This window comes from Synechocystis sp. FACHB-908 (assembly GCF_014698595.1).
Lineage (GTDB): Bacteria > Cyanobacteriota > Cyanobacteriia > Cyanobacteriales > Microcystaceae > Synechocystis.
Map to the genome: position 1 here is coordinate 70,938 of NZ_JACJTH010000023.1, position 18,540 is coordinate 89,477.

Here is an 18,540-nt window from a genome sequence, read left to right on the forward strand (position 1 = left end):
TTTCTAAGACTTTGTTGGCATAATTTTAGTTTGTTCCCTCAATTAGCCTACTAAAAAAATCCCAACAGCGTACTAATCAGCGATGGTAATTCACAACCAATATTTCTTTAATTGCACCTCTTTTGTCAGCCTGACTGTTAATCATACGGAGGGCATCGATCCGAGCAATTTGAAAACCCCGATATAAATCATCAAAAAAGTTATCGTCGCTATTAATATTTTTCGGATCGGAATTGCTCAACATCAACTTAGCGTTTTTGTTATTGAGTGATTGGTAATATTCAGCTAACCTCAATTGCTCATTATCATTGAAGTTCGCTTTACCATAGGAGTTAAAGCTGGAGGTTTTATTTAAGGGACGATAGGGCGGGTCAAAATAAACAAAGGTGGATGCATCAATGAAGTTATTACTCGAAGTAAAATCACCAAATCTTATTTCTGTTCTGGCAAGTAAGTTGGCTACTAACTTAAGATTCTCAGCATCGCAAATCTTAGGATTTTTATAATCCCCAAAGGGTACATTAAATTCTCCTTTAGAGTTAACTCGAAATAAGCCGTTAAAACAGGTACGATTTAAAAATATAAGCAGACCAGTTTGCTCTATCCACAATTTACTAAATTTTTCTAAATTTATTCCGGTAACATTCTGGTTGAATTTTAGTCTTTGCTGATAAAAAAAATCTTTTCTTTCATCTTGGTTGAAACAATAATACTTCTGCTGTAGCCGTCTTAAAAAATCAATTAAATCATCAACATTTTGTTGAATAGTCTGATAAGCCAAAACTAACTGCTGATTGCAGTCGGAGATAAAGAATTTTTCTATCTGGGGATAATTTTGGGCAACATGAAAGTACAAAGCCCCGCCACCAATAAAAGGCTCAGCATACTTAGTTAACTGACCAGTGGTGATTTCTAAGGGGAAGCAATTAACCAATTGTTCAATTAACTTTCCCTTACCTCCAGCCCATTTCAGAAAGGGTTTGGCAATAGCTTGTTTAATTTTCACATTCTCCGACTGATTTTTTCATCGCTGTTACAGTTTCCCTAGGGAACAACGGCCAAACGCTGGGTAACCAATACCATGCCTTCAGGAGTAACTAGTAGGGCAGACAACCACTGGGGATCATTACCGGCGATCGCCCGTTTGAATAGCCCACCAGCCTGTAACAATTCCAATTTCACCTGGGAAGGATCAACGTAGTTATTAGGATCTATTTTTTGACTAAAAGCTGTGCCCGCCAGGAGGTCATCACCAATGGGTTGACGCAGGACAACATCGAAATCAAATTCTTGGCCCGCCTGCACTTGCTGAGGCAAATTAACGTCCACTTCCGGTGGATTGTCCCCGGCGGTGAGGGTCATTTTTTCCGTTAACACTTCCTGGCGTACCAATTTATTTTGCACAAAGGTTTGGCGGGAGGTAATTTGTCCATTCAATTGGGCGGTGCGACCCAGCCAAGGCCGTTCCCCCTGAATGGTGGTCAAAGTTTCCACCACCACTGCTTGCCCATCCTGTTTCCAGTTTTTCAGTTCGGTGCTGTAGGTCAAATTGCCATATGTTTCCCAAAGCTGTTGCAGAGTCGTTTCCATTTGGGCAAAGGTCAGACCGTCACTGTTGCTAAATTCAGGGCTGTAAATTTCCCCCAGGCGATCAGTATTGTGTTGGTTGGCCACCGCATCAAATTGTTCAATTAAAGCCCGCACTTGACGTTCAGTTACATTCCCCTGGGCAATGGTGGCGGCATTGAGGGGCAATGATCCCAACGCCATTAGACCGACACCCCAACCAAAAGCCATTAACCAACGGGCTGGGAAGAAGCGATGAGAAGAACGGCTAAGGCGGGTAAATCCTTGGGGCTGGGAAATCATATTTTGGTCAAATTTTAGGGCGGTGGAAGATGGATGGCGGTGTGACCGGATTAGCCATGGAGAGGTTAGCGGAGATGGCACCGTGTTTCCAGGATATCTTAAGCCCAGGGGCTTTTGGCTGACAATGGCGATGGCCAGTTCTTTCTCTTGGCCGGGGCAGGATGATAACCCAAGGACAATTGCTTGATAGGATAGCGATTAGCCCTTTTGGGCTGGCTTTGACAAATATTTAATTAATATATGGGCGTTACCTGGGAATTGGATTTTTATTCACGGCCGTTGTTGGACGACGAGGAAAAAAAGGTGTGGGAAGTACTAATTTGTGAGTCTCCCCAATCCGTGCAGCAGTTACCAGGAGATTTGTTCCGCTACAGCCAATATTGTCCCAGTTCTACCGTTAATTCCGTTTGGCTCCGGCAGGCCATCGAAGCGGCGATCGCCGAGGCGGGTCAGATGCCTCAAAAGATCCGCTTTTTCCGGCGGCAGATGAATAACATGATCAGCAAAGCCTGTGAAGAAGCTGGTATTCCCCCGGCCCCCAGTCGTCGCACCTATGTACTGGAACAATGGTTAGGCGATCGCCTGGAGAATTTTTATCCCCAACAACCGGGCTATGACCCGAAGTTAGCTTCGTCCACATCCGTACAATATCCAGAACTTAATGCCATTGCCTTGCCCGATGCAGTGAGAGGCGATCGAGGGGACCAGTGGGCCTTGGTGAGTTTGGCCGCGGCTGATTTTAATGATTTACCGGATTGGGAGATTAGCTTTGGGGAAAGTTTTCCCCTCTCCTCGTACAATCTTTCCCCCGACAGTCGCATTCCTGGTTTGATTCTCTTTTCCCCCAGGGCTTTACCCTTTGCCGCTTGGTTATCGGGGTTGGAATTGGGCTATTTGCAATACAACACTGACCCCCGCCCTATTATGCGGTTGGAAACCGGAGCCAGTGATAGTTGGATTGTGGCCAACGTCACCGATAAAACCAGTGAACAGGAAGCTCAGGGCTTTGAACAGACAAAAAAATTGGCCCAGGGCATTCACTTTTTAGCCATCCAAACCAGCCCTGACAGTGAAACCTTTGCTGGTTTTTGGTTATTGCAGGAAACTGGACAAGTTTAGGGCCTTTCCCAAAAGCGTTCCTAATCTGCAAGTTTCGGTAAAAGTTCCCCATTATTGCTTGAGTGGGCTGATTCGAGCCCGGAATCAACAAGGTCTTAGGGGGTAAATTCAGCTAGTCTGCTTAATAAATGCTCAATTTCCTCTTCATTGGTGATGTAATGGCAACAGGCCCGGACACAGTCTGGGTCAGCGATGGTGCGGAGATAGATGCGTTGTTCCTCCAGTTTCTGCACGATCGCCCGGTGGCCTAGGGGAGAATCTATGGTGAAGGATACCAAACCTGCTTGGGGAGGCGATGTGGCTAAACAATGGACATGGGGTAATTGGTTTAGACCCTGCCACAACAGTTCACTGCGTTGACAAATGGCTTGGTAACGTTCCTCGGCGGTGCCCTGCCGTTGGTGCAACTGGAGAGCGGCCAACAGACCAGCATATTGGGGATAGGCGGAGGTGGCCACTTCAAATCTTTTGCCCCCTTCTGCCCAGCCAGTGGGTTCCCCTTTACTGCCATAGGTGATACTACGCCAGCCCACATAGGTCGGGTTAATTTCCCCCAGGCGTGCGGCATTCGCCGTGCCTTTGGCATCGCCATGGATATACAATCCCCCCACCCCAGCGGGGCCAGCAAACCATTTATGCCCTGTAAAAGCGTAATAATCCACTTCTAGCCGGGAAAAATCCAAGGGTAAGGAACCGGCAGACTGCGCCCCATCCACTAGCACCCGCACTGGATAATCCCCTTGATGGCGGCGACAAACGGCCATAATTTCTCCTAGGGGCAATACCTGGCCAGTATTCCAGAGTAAATGGCTGAGGATAACTAAACGGGTTTTCGGCCCCAAATGATTAACTAATACTGCGGCCGCATCCCCCTGGTTTAATGTGTCCGCCACCGGGAAAAAACGGTACGTGACCCCAAACCGAGCGGCGATCGCCTGGACGATGGCAATAATGCCGGGATGTTCGCAGTCGGTGAGCAAAATTTCATCGCCCTTCTGCCAATCTATGCCCCAAAGCACAATGTCACAGCCCGTGGTGACGTTATCGGTAATGGTGATGGTGTTAGGGTCAACGTTAAAGGTTTCCCCCAGGGCTTGGCGCAGTTGGGCAATTAATTGCTGAATGTATTGGTTGGCGGCAATGGAAAAAGGGCCATTTTCCTGCAAATAGCCATACATGGCCGTAATGGCTTCCAAGGCTACGGTGGGTAAAATCCCCTGGCCGCCAAAATTAAAATAGGTCTTATTCGCTAGGCCGGGAAATTGCTGGCGATCGGGTATCAGGTTCACAGGGTCAGCCATTAGTGGGGAAACATCAACAAAATACCTTAACAAAAACCTCAACTTCCCCCAAGAACATGGGAAAATGCCCCCCAAGTCCAACAGTTACCATGCCCCAAGATTCCGCCCTTGAACTTTCCTGCCCTCAATGATGATCGCAAATATTTACTGCTGCTTACCGGAGCGGCCCTGATTCTGGCGATCGCCGGTTTGGGCAATGTACCCCTGCGGGATTTTGACGAAGGTTATTACGCTACTACAGCTCAGGATACTTTCCTCAGAGGAGATTGGCGTTTTCCCACCTATTTAGGGCAACCTTTTTTATCCAAACCTCCCCTCATTGCCTGGTTGGTGATGGGCAGTTACCATCTGCTGGGCATCAGTGAATTTAGCTCCCGTTTACCGTTGGCCCTGGGGTCAGCCCTGGCGGTGCCGTTGTTATATCTGCTAGGTAAGGAAATTTTTTCTTCCCCTAGAGCGGCCCTGTGGAGTAGTTCGATATTGTTAACCCTGCTTCCCACTGCCCGTTTGGGTCGTTTAACCATGTTGGACGGGGTAATCAACGCCTGTTTGCTTTGGTCATTACTTTGCTTACTGCGGGGGCGGAAAAATCCCCATTGGTTGGGGGGCATAGGTATAGGTTTGGGGTTAATTGCCTTGGCTAAGGGTTTACTGGTGCTGGCCCTGGCACTGTTGTTGGGCATTGTAATTTTCTGGCTGGGGGAAGGGCGAATTTTTCAACGCTGGCAATTCTGGTTGGGGCTATTGATCGGTTTTGCCCCAGTGCTGTGGTGGTACCAACTCCAATTTGCCGAGTACGGGGAAACCTTTTGGCAAATTCATTTTGAGTTTCATAGTTTTGAGCGGGTTACCCAGGAATTAGAGGGCAATACGGGGCCCCCTTGGTATTACCTGTTGGAGATTGTTAAATACACTGCCCCCTGGCTATTTTTCCTCATTCCCGCTGCGGTAATGACTGTTCAACAATGGCGACAGGACTGGGCTAAGGTTGCCATTACCTTTGGCTTCGGCTTCTTGCTGATTATTTCCGCCATGGGCACTAAGTTACCCTGGTATGTACTCCCCTGTTATCCCTTTTTCGCTCTGATGGGGGGATATTATTTAGCAGATTTGGAAGGTCGCCCACGTTATCCCCGGCTAATTGGTTACCTCCTTGCTCTCACCGCTGTGGTGGGCCTGGTGGGGGGATTGTACGCTGGTTTCATCGAGCAAAAACCGGTGATTATCATCATGGGGCTAGTGCTATTTGTTGGTGTAGGTTGGAGTGCCAAACAATATTTGCACTCTTCCCCTAAATTTGCCAAAACCCTGGTGATGGGGCTGTATGTAACCTTGCTATTTCTTTTTTCCAGTCCCCTCTGGAATTGGGAAGTGAATGAAGCCTTTGCCGTTAAGCCCGTGGGGCGGTTAATTAAACAAAGCACCCCAGTTAATACCCTAATTTACACTTCCTTTGCCTACAGTCGTCCCAGTTTGGATTTCTATGGTGATCGCCAGGTGATTGCGGTGGATGATGACCAGTTACGAACTAAGGCGAAGGAAGGAAATTATTTATTGCTCGACCAAAATGCCCAAGGCAGACTAGCTTTAGCCAATTTACAAAAGCGGGGACAGACGAGAGAATTCACCCTATTTTTTAGCCCTACCGTTGGTAAACCTTAATTTTCCAGAGGGGCAATGCCGGCCTGGTCGAGGATTTCGGGAATTAATTCTTCTTTTTTAATCGCCATCAAGTGCACTCCCTGGCATAGCTCTTTGGCCAGTTTTACCTGTTCGGCGGCGATCGCCACCCCTTCTTTTAAAGGATCTTCGGCCCGGGCCAGGCGATCAATCAGCGCATCGGGAATATTTACCCCCGGTACCACCCGCTTGATAAAAGTCGCATTTTTAGCCGATTTGAACAGAAATATACCCGCCAAAATTGGTTTGCCACAGCCCACAGCCACCTGGGTCATAAATTTATCCAGGCGATCGAAATCCGTAATTAACTGACTTTGGAAAAATTGTGCTCCCGCTGTTAGTTTCCTTTCAAAACGACTTTGTAGGCCAGACCAACTTTTGAGCTGGGGGTCCACCGCCGCCCCAGGAAATAAATCTAGCCTGCCATCCACCAAAGGAGCTTGGTTAAAATCTAACCCCTGGTTGAGGGAGCGGATTAAACTTAAAAGTCTGACAGACTCTAAATCGTAGACAGGTCTGGCCTTGGCATGGTCCCCTGCTTTGAGCGGATCGCCGGTTAAAGCTAAAACATTGCGTAAACCGAGGGCATAGGCCCCCATCAGATCAGCTTGCAAACCAATCAAATTACGGTCCCGGCAGGTCATCTGACAAATGGCTTCAATACCCCGTTGCTGCAACAACACACAGGCCGCAATGGAAGACATACGCAACACCGCCCGACTACCATCGGTGACGTTAACCCCATGGACCCGGCCCCGTAACTTTGCCGCCACCGCCAACATCCGCTCGGGATTACCGCCTTTGGGGGGGGTAACTTCTGCGGTGATCAAAAATTCCTTCGCTTCGGCTGCCTGACGAAACCGGCTAATGGTCATTACATCCAATGGGGACAACGGTGGTTTGAGTTGGGAGCGGTGACTGCCTCTCTGACAGGAGATCTTAACAGAGTTTTTCCTGTTTGCCGGCTTGGTCATTGCCCAGACCTGTGGCCCGGTTTCCATTCCCAAGGGGTCGGGATTAGGATATAAGATTAAGAGTGTTCGGAAAATTTATATTCTTTTAACAAAACGAGGTACAGCAATGGATTGGCGTGTAATTGTAGTTGTTAGCCCCCTTCTGATCGCCGCAACTTGGGCCGCTATCAATATTGGGGCCGCCGCGATCCGGCAGTTACAGGACGTTTTAGGTCGCGAAGCCTAGGCCACAACGTCTCGGCGATCGCCGATGAATCGAGAAAGTATTGTGCAATGGCCCTTCCTGGCTCTGGGCTGGGGGGGCTACTCTTTTCGGGGTTACTTGGTTACTGCAAAGTTTTTCCACCGCAGAAATTTCTAGAGAAATTTTAGATTGGTGCCCCATCAGGAAACGCAGAAAACTAAATCCCCACTTGACTAGTCAGTGCCAATCTCCACCTCAACAACAGTTTTTAGCAATTGCCATGGTCGATCCACTGATGTACCAAGAAGAAATGTTTGTGTTCTTGGCGGACCAGGAACCAGAAACATTCCTAACTCCGGCGGAAATGACTGCTAAGTTGACGGAGATTTTGGCCGAATACGATCTTCCCCTGCCCCAGGGACTGGATAAATTGCCCACTTTGGCGGCAAAAGCGGAACATTTACGGGACAATTACTGCGACCTCGACCGGGGGGATGGCGGTACTTGGCAATGGTATGTGGTACGTCTGGAAAAATAGCTTGATCGATCCCATCTCCAAATCAGTTCTCAGTCCCCGATATTAAAGCCTTTAACCCTTTTGTGCTAAGATTTTGAGGGCTTTTGCCATCCCACAGCAAAGATGCCTAAGCTCAGCCTGATTTTGGAGTGACCATGACGACCACGAACTACGGTGCCGATCAAATTCAAGTCTTGGAAGGGTTGGAACCAGTCCGTAAGCGCCCAGGGATGTATATTGGCTCCACGGGGCCCAAGGGTCTGCATCACCTAGTGTATGAAGTGGTTGACAATGCCATTGATGAGGCTTTGGCCGGCTATTGTACCCATATTGAAATTGACATTAATGCCGACGGTTCCGTCACCGTAGTGGACAATGGCCGGGGGATTCCCACCGATATTCACCCCACCACCGGGCGATCGGCCTTGGAAACAGTGTTGACGGTACTCCATGCCGGGGGCAAGTTTGGGGGCGGTGGCTATAAGGTATCCGGTGGTTTGCACGGGGTAGGGGTTTCCGTTGTTAACGCCCTGTCCGAATGGGTGGAAGTGAAGGTTTGGCGCCAGGGGAAGGAACACTTCCAGCGGTTTGAGCGGGGCAATCCCATTGGCACGCTAGAAGCTACCCCAAACGAAGGGCACTCCACAGGAACCCAGGTTTCTTTTTTGCCAGACACCCAGATTTTTAAGGATGGCATCGAGTTTGATTACCATACCCTGGCCAGTCGTCTCAAGGAGTTGGCCTACCTCAACGCTGGGGTTCGCATTACCTTTGGCGATCGCCGGGCGGATTCCCTCAAAGAAGAGCAGTTTTATTATGAAGGGGGCATTAGGGAATATGTCACCTATATGACCACGGACAAAACCCCGCTCCACGAGGAAATTATTTACACTTCCGGGGAAAAAAATGACGTCCAGGTGGAGGTGGCCCTCCAGTGGTGTGTGGATGCGTATAGTGATACTCTCTTGGGATTTGCCAACAATATCCGCACTATTGATGGTGGCACCCATTTAGAAGGTCTAAAAGCGGTTTTAACCCGTACTCTCAACTCCGTTGCCCGTAAGCGCAATAAGTTAAAGGATGGCGATAGTAATTTAGGGGGAGAAAATATTCGTGAGGGCCTAACCGGCGTTATTTCCGTTAAAGTACCGGACCCAGAATTTGAAGGACAAACCAAAACTAAATTGGGCAACACGGAAGTCCGGGGCATTGTGGATACCTTGGTGGGGGAAGCTCTAACGGAATTTTTAGAATTTAATCCTGGGGTTGCCGATGCCATCATTGAAAAAGCAGTGCAGGCTTTTAAAGCAGCGGAAGCAGCCCGTCGAGCCAGGGAATTAGTACGCCGTAAATCAGTTTTAGAGTCTTCAACTTTACCGGGTAAATTGGCAGACTGTAGCTCCAAAGATCCCTCGGAATCGGAAATTTTCATCGTGGAAGGAGACTCTGCCGGCGGCTGTTTTTCTGGAGATACATTAGTCGCTTTAACTGATGGTCGTAGCGTTAGCTTTGAGCAATTGGTTGAAGAAGAAAAACAAGGAAAACAAAACTTTTGTTATACCATCCGCCATGATGGTTCTATAGGGGTTGAAAAAATCATCAATGCCCGCAAAACAAAAACTAATGCGAAGGTAATCAAGGTTACGTTGGACAATGGTGAGTCTATTATTTGCACCCCGGATCATAAATTCATGTTGCGGGATGGGAGCTACAAATGTGCGATGGATTTAACTCTCGATGATTCGTTAATGCCGTTACACCGAAAAATTTCGACTACGGAAGATTCTGGTATTACAATTGATGGCTATGAAATGGTTTGGAGTCCCCGTTCCGATAGCTGGCTATTTACCCATTTAGTTGCAGACTGGTATAATCGTTGGCAGGGAATTTATATTGCAGAAGAAAAACAACATTGCCATCACAAAGACTTTAATAAGCGGAATAATAATCCCGATAATTTAATTCGCTTATCCCCTGAAAAACATTTAGCGCTTCACCGTAAGCACATTAGTAAAACATTACATCGCCCTGATGTGGTAGAGAAATGTCGTCGAATTCACCAAAGTCCTGAGTTTCGACGGAAAATGAGCGCAAGGATGCAATCACCGGAAACACGGGCAATTTTGTCCAAACAGGCCCAGGCCCAATGGCAAAATGAAACCTATAAATTAACAATGATGGAAAGTTGGCGTAGTTTCTACGACAGTAATGAGGATTATCGTCAGCAAAATGCAGAACAGCTAAATCGTGCTCAACAGGAATATTGGGCGCAGGCGGAGAATCGTACTGCTCAAGCAGAAAGGGTACGTCAACATTTCGCACAAAATCCTGGATTACGACAACAATATTCAGAGAATGCGGTTAAACAATGGAATAATCCCGAATTGTTGAAATGGCGACAGAAAAAAACAAAGGAACAATGGACTCCTGAATTTCGAGAAAAACGTCGAGAAGCTCTGGCCCAAACCTATTACCGCAAAACTCTAGCGGCACTAAAACAAGTTGAGATCGAAAATGGTTATTTAGACATATCTGCTTACGATAGCTATCGAATTTCGACTAAAGATAAATCCTTGTTACGTTTTGATCGATTCTGTGAACGGTATTTCGAGAATGATGAGAACCTCGCAAGGGAAGCAGTATTAAATTACAATCACAGAATTGTAAATATTGAAGCTGTGTCAGAAACAATCGATGTTTATGATATTGAGGTTCCCCACACCCACAATTTTGCTTTGGCAAGCGGAGTGTTTGTCCATAACAGCGCAAAACAAGGTCGAGACCGTCGTTTCCAAGCAATTTTGCCTTTACGGGGCAAGATTTTAAATATTGAAAAAACTGACGATGCCAAGATTTATAAAAATACTGAAATTCAAGCCTTAATTACAGCATTAGGTCTGGGCATTAAAGGTGATGATTTTGACATATCTTCCCTCCGCTATCACAGAGTAGTAATTATGACCGATGCTGATGTAGATGGAGCGCACATACGCACTCTTTTGTTGACTTTCTTCTACCGTTATCAGCGGGATTTGGTGGACCAAGGCTACATTTACATTGCCTGTCCGCCGTTGTACAAACTGGAGCGGGGTAAAAACCATTTCTATTGTTATTCCGACCGGGAATTGCAGGAGCAAATCAGTCAGTTTCCCCCCAATGCTAATTACACCATCCAGCGTTTTAAAGGTTTAGGGGAAATGATGCCCCAACAACTCTGGGATACCACGATGAATCCTGAAAGCCGCACCATGAAACGTGTCCACATTGAAGATGCCGCTGAAGCCGATCGCATTTTTACGGTGTTGATGGGCGATCGGGTAGCTCCCCGCCGGGAATTCATCGAAACCTATGGCACCAAGTTGGATCTAACTGACTTGGATATCTAGCCTTTTTTCTCCGGCAATGTAGGCATGGTGTTGACACTGTGCCTAGGGATCGGAGTATTTGGTTAATGGAGGCAAAAAAGCAAGGTTCACATTGGCGATCGCCAAAAGTGTCTATGCTCGATTTACCATTATTTAGTAAAGGTTAAGCATGCAAATTACTCTAGACATCCCCGACGACATTGCCCAACAGCTTCAACCTCTCCAGGAAGACTTGCCGCAAATATTAGCCCTCGGTATACAGCAACTAAACGCCAATCCCAGCACTGGTTTGTCTGGACTTACTGAAATCCTCGAATTTTTGGCTCAACTCCCCAGCCCGCAACAAATCCTTGATCTCCATCTTTCTCCCACCCTGCAGGCTGAGATCGAAACTCTCCTGGAGAAAAATCGAACCCAAGGTCTAAACCAGAAAGAGCAACGCCTTTGGCAACAATATGAATTTATAGAACATCTCGTGCGACTGGCAAAGGCCCAAGCCCGGCTTAAACTCCAGCCCCATGAGTAAGAGCTATATTTCCCCATCCCTACGACGTCTCGTTAGTGATCGGGCTAACCATTCCTGTGAATATTGCCTCATCCCTGAAGCGCTATCTCTGTCTTCCCACCATGTTGATCATATCATTGCCGAAAAACATGGAGGCCACAGTACCCCTGAAAACCTAGCTTTTTCCTTTTCCCTCTGTAACCAAGCCAAAGGCAGTGATATCGCTTCTATCGACCCCCATACAGGGGAAACTGTTAGACTCTACAATCCAAGAAAAGACATCTGGACAAACCACTTCACCCTTGAATCCATAAGCGGACTCGTTCAACCCAAAACGGCGATCGGGCGAGTAACAGCTAACCTACTCCGCATCAATCGGGTAGAAAGCCTTACTGTCCGCCAAATCTTGGCAAAAATAGGGGAACTCTGACTCAAAACAAGTGGACAGTCCAGACTGGAACCTTTCATTGGCTATTTCCTTTGCTCCTGAAAACCACCAATTGATATGTGCTAAACAAAATCAAGTATGGGCCCGCTGGCGAGCCTTGCTTAGTTTTTTGTGTGGGAAGTTTTGAGGAATAGATTAAGGGTCAACCCAACGGCCATCGGCCTTGATCAGGTTAATTAATTCCTGTACGCCGTCGGTTTCGGGTACTCGTTTAATTTCTTCCCGACCACGGTAGAGGGCAATGTAACCGGCTTGTTTACCCACATAGCCATAGTCGGCATCGGCCATTTCCCCGGGGCCATTGACAATACAGCCCATGACGGCGATGTCTAAACCCGTTAGATGTTTAGTGGCTTCTCGGACTTCATGTAACACGTCTTCCAAGTTGAACAACGTGCGGCCACAGGAAGGACAGGCCACATATTCCACCATGGTTTTCCGCAAACCCAGCGCCTGGAGAATGCTGTAGCAAACGGGAATTTCTTTTTCGGGGGCTTCGGTGAGGGATACCCGGATAGTATCGCCAATGCCATCAGCTAAAAGGGTGGCAATGCCAGCGGTGGATTTAATGCGGCCATATTCCCCATCCCCGGCTTCGGTAACCCCTAGATGGAGGGGATAATCCATGCCCAACTCGTCCATACGTTTCACCATGAGGCGATAGGCGGCCAACATTACCGGTACCCGGGACGCTTTCATGGAAACGACTAGGTTGCGGAAATCTAAGGACTCACAAATTTTGATGAATTCCAGGGCCGATTGCACCATGCCCTCGGGGGTATCCCCGTAGGTAAAAAGCATTCTTTCGGAGAGAGAACCATGGTTAACGCCGATCCGCATCGATTTCCCTTGATCTCGTAGGGAAATTACCAATGGTTCCAGGGTTTCACGAATTTTTTCGCCAATTTCAGCAAATTCCTGGTCGCTGTAGCCTTCCCGTTGGGCATCGGGCTTTTCAAAAACGTATAGCCCTGGGTTAATCCTGACTTTATCGACGTGTTTGGCTACTTCCAGAGCAATTTTCATGCCGTTGTGATGTACGTCTGCCACCAGGGGCACGGCTTGGTAAGTAGCTTGTAATTTCTGCTTGATATCCGCTAGGGCTTTGGCGTGGGCCATGCTGGGCACCGTTACCCGGACAATTTCACAACCAATTTCGTGGAGGCGACGAATGCCAGCGACGGAACCATCCACATCGAGGGTGTCTTCATTAATCATGGATTGCACCACCACAGGATGGCCACCGCCAACGGTGACAGCGCCTACTGGTACAGGGCGGGTTTTGCGGCGATGGATAGTAGTGTCGAACTCGGGCTGGACAGGGGTCGGCAGGGAAGCGGTTACCATGGGAAGGTTTAGTTTTTAATCAAAAACTGTAGGCAACCTATTATCCCATAAGCAATTACCCCAACAAGGCGCCGGAGGTGAAGGCTAGTCCTACTCCTGTTAGCAGAAAGCCAATAAATCTTAGATTGAGCAAGGTTTCTTTGGTTTCGTACCAGCCCTTGGCTAAGGCATAGACTCCCATGGCGATCGCTAGTTGAATGAAGGAAAAACCGAGCAAATAGGCGGCAACGGGATTCATTTGCGCCCCGACAATGGCTTCTCCATAGGCGTAGCCATGGAACATACCGGCCACAGCGGCTAATCCCATTACTAGGGGAGATGGCAGAGGACGACCCAAAGCAAGGAAGATGCCGAATAAAAGTACGGAACCGGCGATGACCAATTCTGGCTGGGGCAGATTAGCCCCAATTAAATGCAACCCTGTGCCGGTGATCGCCGTGGCGACAAAAATGAGGGGCATTAGCCAACCGTAGCGTAACCCAGCGGCAATCAGGCCAATGGCAATGACAAAAGCAAGGTGGTCTAGGCCAATGACGGGGTGCCCCAGGCCGGAGAGGAAACCTTCCAGGAAATTACTGGGGGTATGGCCCCCAAAGGGATGGTGGGCTAGGAGCCGGGGGAAAGTCAGTAAATTAGATAAACCTGTAACATTCACAACCTGTACCTCGCAGATTTGATTAACGGAATCGGCCATCGTTGGCGGGCATCCTGACTTAGGGCCTGGGCCCATCACAGTTGCGGGACAGTATTGGCTTTGCACCAGCTTTTCCCCGTTACCTCCACTGGCTGTTACCCAATGGAACCAACTAAACTTAGTCCCCAACCCTAGCATGGATTTTCCTCCCTTTTTCCACAGGGGCCTGTGCAGGTAGCCTTAGCTGTAGGGGGACAAAAAATTTTACTCCCGGCAACCTTGTCACGAAAGGCAGACAAAATGATGGGGGGTTAACCGACGGTTAAGACGGCGATCGCCTAGGATAGAAGGCATAGACCCCAATGGATATACGCCTTGTGTCTGTGCAACTGTGCCCGACCAAACCGGATTTTCCGGCCAAAATTTTTACCTTTGACCAGGGGTTAACCCTGATCCACCAGGATGTGCCCACGGTTCCTGTGGCGGTGGTAGATGTGTGGGTGCGGGCCGGAGCGATCGCCGAACCGGATGCTTGGCCGGGGGTGGCCCATCTGCTGGAACACATGATTTTTAAGGGCACAAAGCGGGTGCCCCCGGGGGCGTTTGACCAGGTAATTGAATACAACGGAGGCATGGCCAACGCCGCCACCAGCCATGATTACGCCCATTTTTACCTCACCACAGCGGCGGACTATTTACCCCGCACATTACCCTACCTAGCGGAAATTCTTTTACAAGCAGAAGTCCCCGAAGAATGTCTTTTCTACGAGCGAGAGGTGGTGCTGGAGGAAATCCGGGGCAGTGAAGATGACCCCGATTGGTTGGGATTTCAAGCTCTTTGTCAGTTACTCCATCCCCAGCACGCCTATGGCCGCTCCGTATTGGGGGATGCACCATCGGTGCAAAACTACACTGCCAACCAGTTACGTTGCTTCCACCGTACCCATTACCAGCCAGAAAATATGACCGTGGTGATGGTGGGGGATATCCGGGAAAAGGCAGCGATCGCCTATATGGAAGAAATTTTTGACCATTTTGGTGTGCGGTCCGAATGCCCTCCTACCACCAGACTGCCCAATCATCCTATCCAAACCATTAAACGGGAAACCCTGCGGATACCGGAACTGGGTCCCAGTCGTTTAACCATGGGTTGGAATGGCCCCGGCATTGACCGCCTCCAAGATAATATTGGTTTAGATTTACTGGCTGTGGTGCTGGCAGGGAGCCATTGTGCCCGGTTAGTGCAACGCCTGCGGGAAGAATTGGGGCTAGTGTTTGACATCCAGAGTTGTTTTTCCCTGCAAAAAGAAGCCAGTCTGTTCACAATCAATGCCTACCTAACTTCAGCCCAAGCGGAAAGGGTAGAAGCGGAAATTTGCGCCGCCATTCAAACTTTGCAAACTACTCCCATCAGCACAGCAGAGCTGGCCCGGGCCCAACGGCTACTCTGTAATGACTTTATTTTTTCCACCGAAACCCCGGCCCAACTGGCGGGTCTGTACGGTTACTATCAAACCTTGGCCACCGCTGAGTTGGCGATCGCTTATCCCCAGATTGTCAGACAATATTGGCCCGAGGCCCTACAAACCCTAGCCCAGCGATACCTGTCCACCGGTGCCTATGCCCTGGTACTTCTAGAAGCAGCCGAATCCTAGCCCTATCTATGCGTAATCATCAGTCCATCCATCGTCTTGTTCTCGATAACGGCATTACCCTCATCTGTGCAGAAAATCCAGCGGCGGATCTGGTGGCGGGGCGGATTTTTTTAAAGCAAGCAGGGGCTTGTTGGGACTCTCCCCAAAAAGTGGGGCTTTCCAATCTCATGGCCACAGTGATCACCAAGGGCACTAAACGGCGATCGGCCTTGGACATTGCCGAATTTGTCGAATCCTTAGGGGCTAATTTAGGGGCAGATGCGGCCAGTGATTACTGGGCTTTGAGTTTAAAGACCGTCACCGCCGATTTTCCTGTCATCCTCGATTTAGCGGCAGAAATTCTGCGTTACCCCAGGTTTGACGTGGGGGAAATTGAACTGGAAAAACGCTTAATTGTCCAGGCAATTCAGTCCCAGCGGGAACAGCCCTTTAACGTGGCCTTCCACCAACTGCGCCAATCCATGTATCCCAACCATCCCTACGGTTACTCCATTTTGGGTAGCGAAGAGGTGGTGCCCCACTTTACTGCCCAGGATCTGTGGGAATATCACCAGGCCTATTTTCGCCCCGATAATTTGGTAATCAGCTTGGCGGGACGGTTGACCCTAGCCCAGGCCCAGGATTGGGTCGAAACTAGTTTTGGGGATTGGGTTATTCCGGAACAATCGATTGTTTGTCCGATCCTAACGCCGTTAAATGCCTGCCCCCAAGAACAGCTCACTCCCCAGGCGACCCAGCAGTCGGTGGTGCTTTTGGGTTATTTAGGAGTCGGAGTTAAACACGAAGATTATGCGCCTTTGAAATTGCTCAGTACCTACCTTGGTAACGGCCTCTCTAGTCGTTTATTTGTGGAATTAAGGGAAAAACGGGGTTTAGCCTACGACGTGTCGGCTTTTTATCCCACCCGCTTAGGTTCTTCCCAATTTGTCACCTACATGGGCACTGCTCCAGAAAATACGGCGATCGCCATTGCGGGATTAAGGGCAGAAACGGACCGATTATGTGAAGAAAGATTGGAGGAAGGGGAAATTAAAGCGGCGCAGAACAAACTATTGGGGCAATATGCTTTGGGCAAACAAACCAATGGGGAAATCGCCCATTTATTTGGCTGGTACGAAACCTTGGGTTTGGGTATAGCCTTTGACAGCGAATTCCAGGAACAGGTGCAGAAGGTAACGGAGGTCGATGCCCAACGGGTGGCCCAAACCTATTTAGCCGAACCCTATCTCTCCGTGGTGGGGCCAGAGGAAGGTTTGGCGAAATATTTTGACCTAGTGGCGGAAGGACAAAGCCAAGTGTCTTCTGCTTTGGTGTAATGCCCAATCAAGCGGCAAAAAATCTTAAATTGAGCCGAAATATCCCGGCTTTATCCCTGGGGGGGTTTTGGTTAGTTGGCGGTGATCCCCCTCAAAGCTAAAATGGTGCGACATCGATGCCAGGGGCGTTCCCTTTTTGCCCCCAACTTTCAATAGTTTTTAACAGTAAAGTCAAACCATATGCCCCAGGCTTGTGTAATTGGGTTAGGACGTTCCGGTATTGCCGCCGCTCGAGTGTTGCATCGGGATGGCTGGCAGGTGACGGTATTTGATCAGGCGGATAACGACCAACTCCGGCATATGGGACAACCCTTGGTCCAGGAAGGAATCAGCCTCAAACTAGGCGATCGCCTGGACCCAGTTAAGGAAGCTTGGCCCGAACGCATTGTAGTGAGCCCAGGAGTGCCCTGGGATATTCCTCTGTTGGTGGCGGCCCGGGAAAAGGGAGTGGAAGTGACAGGGGAATTGGAATTAGCTTGGCAGTACCTCCATGCGGTGCCTTGGGTGGGCATTACGGGCACCAACGGAAAAACCACCACCACCTCTTTAGTACAAGCAATTTTTCAAAAAGCTGGGCTGAATGCTCCGGCCTGCGGCAACATTGGCTATGCGGCCTGTGAACTGGTCTTGCAAAACCAAAACTACGATTGGATTGTGGCGGAAATTAGCAGTTATCAAATTGAGTCTTCCCCCACCCTTGCACCCCAAATTGGTCTCTGGACAACCTTTACGCCGGATCACCTCAGTCGTCACAAAACCCTAGAGAATTATTTCAACATTAAAGCTAGTTTGCTTTCCCGCTCCGCCATCCAGGTGCTCAACGGCGATGATCCCCATCTCCACAGCCACGGCCCCAACCTTTACCCCCAAGCCCATTGGACTAGTACCCAGGGAGCTAATCATCTGGCTGGTCTTTGTGATCCCAAACAGGGGGTTTACCTCCAGGATAATTGGGTTAATGCCTTTGGGGAATTAATTGCCCCCATTAACCTGTTCAAAATGCCTGGGCAACATAACCAACAAAATTTACTAATGGCGATCGCCGCCGCCCGTTTAGCGGGCATAGACAAAAAAGCGATCACAGAGACCTTGTTAACTTTCACCGGGGTACCCCATCGTTTGGAACCCATTTGCACCATCAATGGAGTGCAATTTATCAATGATAGTAAGGCCACCAACTATGATGCGGCGGAAGTAGGGCTATCTTCCATGAAAGGCCCCACCATTCTGATCGCAGGGGGAGAAGCGAAAGAAGGGGATGATCAAGCTTGGTTAGCCCAAATTAGGCAAAAAGCGGTGGCGGTTTTACTGATTGGTGATGCAGCCCCCAACTTTGCAACCAGGTTAAAGGCAGTGGGTTATGAGAATTACGAAATAGTGGAAACCATGGCCAATGCCGTTCAGCGAGGATTAGAGTTAGCAAGTAAAAACAATGCCAGTGCAGTCTTGCTTTCCCCGGCCTGTGCCAGTTTCGACCAATATAATAGCTTTGAGGAACGGGGAGAAGATTTCCGTGCCTGTTGTTTAGGATTGGTTTAGCTTAGTTGTATTTGGTTAATGATGAGCTTACCCGGCCTTGTTTTTAAATCTCTTTACCCTACCTAGAGGAACGGCCGAACTAATGTT

Annotated in this window: 17 protein-coding genes and 1 riboswitch; of the genes, 10 read left to right on the forward strand and 7 right to left on the reverse strand. The window is 48.8% G+C overall.

Annotated elements, in window-relative coordinates:
• Nucleotides 1-76: 76 nt before the first annotated feature.
• Nucleotides 77-1,006, reverse strand: a complete 930-nt coding sequence (locus H6G46_RS08040) for a DNA adenine methylase (protein ID WP_010872358.1) — start codon at nucleotides 1,004-1,006, stop codon at nucleotides 77-79.
• Between the two features lie 38 nt (nucleotides 1,007-1,044).
• Nucleotides 1,045-1,869, reverse strand: a complete 825-nt coding sequence (locus H6G46_RS08045) for a hypothetical protein (RefSeq protein WP_231848054.1) — start codon at nucleotides 1,867-1,869, stop codon at nucleotides 1,045-1,047.
• 240 nt (nucleotides 1,870-2,109) lie between these two features.
• On the opposite strand from H6G46_RS08045, the gene H6G46_RS08050 reads away from it, so the two are divergent.
• Entirely contained in the window at nucleotides 2,110-2,988 is an 879-nt protein-coding gene (locus tag H6G46_RS08050; RefSeq protein WP_010872356.1) for a Tab2/Atab2 family RNA-binding protein, read from the forward strand.
• A 95-nt stretch (nucleotides 2,989-3,083) separates the two neighbouring features.
• Here H6G46_RS08050 and H6G46_RS08055 read toward each other — a convergent pair whose 3' ends face one another.
• Nucleotides 3,084-4,289: an aminotransferase class V-fold PLP-dependent enzyme gene (locus H6G46_RS08055; RefSeq protein WP_010872355.1), complete on the reverse strand. Its 1,206-nt coding sequence runs from the start codon at nucleotides 4,287-4,289 to the stop codon at nucleotides 3,084-3,086.
• A gap of 108 nt (nucleotides 4,290-4,397) precedes the next feature.
• Between H6G46_RS08055 and H6G46_RS08060 the strand changes: the two genes are divergently transcribed.
• The gene (locus H6G46_RS08060; protein WP_020861667.1) at nucleotides 4,398-5,951 is read left to right on the forward strand and encodes a glycosyltransferase family 39 protein; all 1,554 of its coding nucleotides are present in this window, start codon (nucleotides 4,398-4,400) and stop codon (nucleotides 5,949-5,951) included.
• On the opposite strand, the gene H6G46_RS08065 is transcribed toward H6G46_RS08060, so the two are convergent.
• A complete protein-coding gene (locus H6G46_RS08065) occupies nucleotides 5,948-6,970 on the reverse strand; it encodes a methylenetetrahydrofolate reductase (protein WP_010872353.1) in 1,023 nt (340 codons plus the stop codon). The genes H6G46_RS08060 and H6G46_RS08065 overlap by 4 nt on opposite strands.
• 79 nt (nucleotides 6,971-7,049) lie before the next feature.
• Between H6G46_RS08065 and H6G46_RS08070 the strand changes: the two genes are divergently transcribed.
• Nucleotides 7,050-7,169, forward strand: coding sequence for a photosystem II protein Y (locus tag H6G46_RS08070; protein WP_010872352.1), 120 nt, complete (start codon nucleotides 7,050-7,052; stop codon nucleotides 7,167-7,169).
• On the opposite strand, the gene H6G46_RS08075 is transcribed toward H6G46_RS08070, so the two are convergent.
• Nucleotides 7,152-7,328 (reverse strand): hypothetical protein, encoded by a 177-nt coding sequence (locus H6G46_RS08075; RefSeq protein ID WP_158299074.1) that lies wholly within the window; start codon nucleotides 7,326-7,328, stop codon nucleotides 7,152-7,154. The two genes, H6G46_RS08070 and H6G46_RS08075, sit on opposite strands and share 18 nt — an antisense overlap.
• 79 nt (nucleotides 7,329-7,407) lie before the next feature.
• Between H6G46_RS08075 and H6G46_RS08080 the strand changes: the two genes are divergently transcribed.
• The 4 genes from H6G46_RS08080 (at nucleotide 7,408) to H6G46_RS08095 (ending at nucleotide 11,944) form a co-directional block, all read left to right on the forward strand.
• Entirely contained in the window at nucleotides 7,408-7,665 is a 258-nt protein-coding gene (locus H6G46_RS08080; RefSeq protein ID WP_010872351.1) for a chlororespiratory reduction protein 7, read from the forward strand.
• A 134-nt stretch (nucleotides 7,666-7,799) separates the two neighbouring features.
• The gene (gene gyrB, locus H6G46_RS08085; RefSeq protein WP_020861663.1) at nucleotides 7,800-11,030 is read left to right on the forward strand and encodes a DNA topoisomerase (ATP-hydrolyzing) subunit B; all 3,231 of its coding nucleotides are present in this window, start codon (nucleotides 7,800-7,802) and stop codon (nucleotides 11,028-11,030) included.
• A gap of 148 nt (nucleotides 11,031-11,178) precedes the next feature.
• The gene (locus tag H6G46_RS08090; protein ID WP_010872349.1) at nucleotides 11,179-11,535 is read left to right on the forward strand and encodes a hypothetical protein; all 357 of its coding nucleotides are present in this window, start codon (nucleotides 11,179-11,181) and stop codon (nucleotides 11,533-11,535) included.
• Nucleotides 11,528-11,944 (forward strand): HNH endonuclease, encoded by a 417-nt coding sequence (locus tag H6G46_RS08095; protein ID WP_010872348.1) that lies wholly within the window; start codon nucleotides 11,528-11,530, stop codon nucleotides 11,942-11,944. The genes H6G46_RS08090 and H6G46_RS08095 overlap by 8 nt, the downstream gene beginning before the upstream one ends.
• A gap of 153 nt (nucleotides 11,945-12,097) precedes the next feature.
• Here the strand turns inward: H6G46_RS08095 and ispG are convergent, their stop codons facing one another.
• The gene (ispG, locus tag H6G46_RS08100) at nucleotides 12,098-13,309 is read right to left on the reverse strand and encodes a (E)-4-hydroxy-3-methylbut-2-enyl-diphosphate synthase (protein ID WP_010872347.1); all 1,212 of its coding nucleotides are present in this window, start codon (nucleotides 13,307-13,309) and stop codon (nucleotides 12,098-12,100) included.
• Nucleotides 13,310-13,364: 55 nt separating this feature from the next.
• Nucleotides 13,365-14,003, reverse strand: coding sequence for a HupE/UreJ family protein (locus H6G46_RS08105; protein ID WP_060492345.1), 639 nt, complete (start codon nucleotides 14,001-14,003; stop codon nucleotides 13,365-13,367).
• Nucleotides 13,990-14,131, reverse strand: a riboswitch (cobalamin riboswitch). It overlaps the preceding gene by 14 nt.
• A gap of 174 nt (nucleotides 14,132-14,305) precedes the next feature.
• Here H6G46_RS08105 and H6G46_RS08110 point away from each other — a divergent pair.
• The 3 genes from H6G46_RS08110 to murD all read left to right on the forward strand — a co-directional run bounded on the left by H6G46_RS08110 (nucleotide 14,306) and on the right by murD (nucleotide 18,453).
• Nucleotides 14,306-15,598 carry a pitrilysin family protein gene (locus tag H6G46_RS08110; RefSeq protein ID WP_010872345.1) on the forward strand — a complete coding sequence of 431 codons (1,293 nt, stop codon included), beginning with the start codon at nucleotides 14,306-14,308 and terminating at the stop codon, nucleotides 15,596-15,598.
• Nucleotides 15,599-15,606: 8 nt separating this feature from the next.
• On the forward strand, nucleotides 15,607-16,914 hold the full coding sequence (locus tag H6G46_RS08115; RefSeq protein WP_010872344.1) for a pitrilysin family protein: 1,308 nt from the start codon (nucleotides 15,607-15,609) through the stop codon (nucleotides 16,912-16,914).
• A 180-nt stretch (nucleotides 16,915-17,094) separates the two neighbouring features.
• Nucleotides 17,095-18,453, forward strand: coding sequence for a UDP-N-acetylmuramoyl-L-alanine--D-glutamate ligase (gene murD / locus H6G46_RS08120; protein ID WP_010872343.1), 1,359 nt, complete (start codon nucleotides 17,095-17,097; stop codon nucleotides 18,451-18,453).
• The last annotated feature ends 87 nt before the right edge of the window (nucleotides 18,454-18,540 follow it).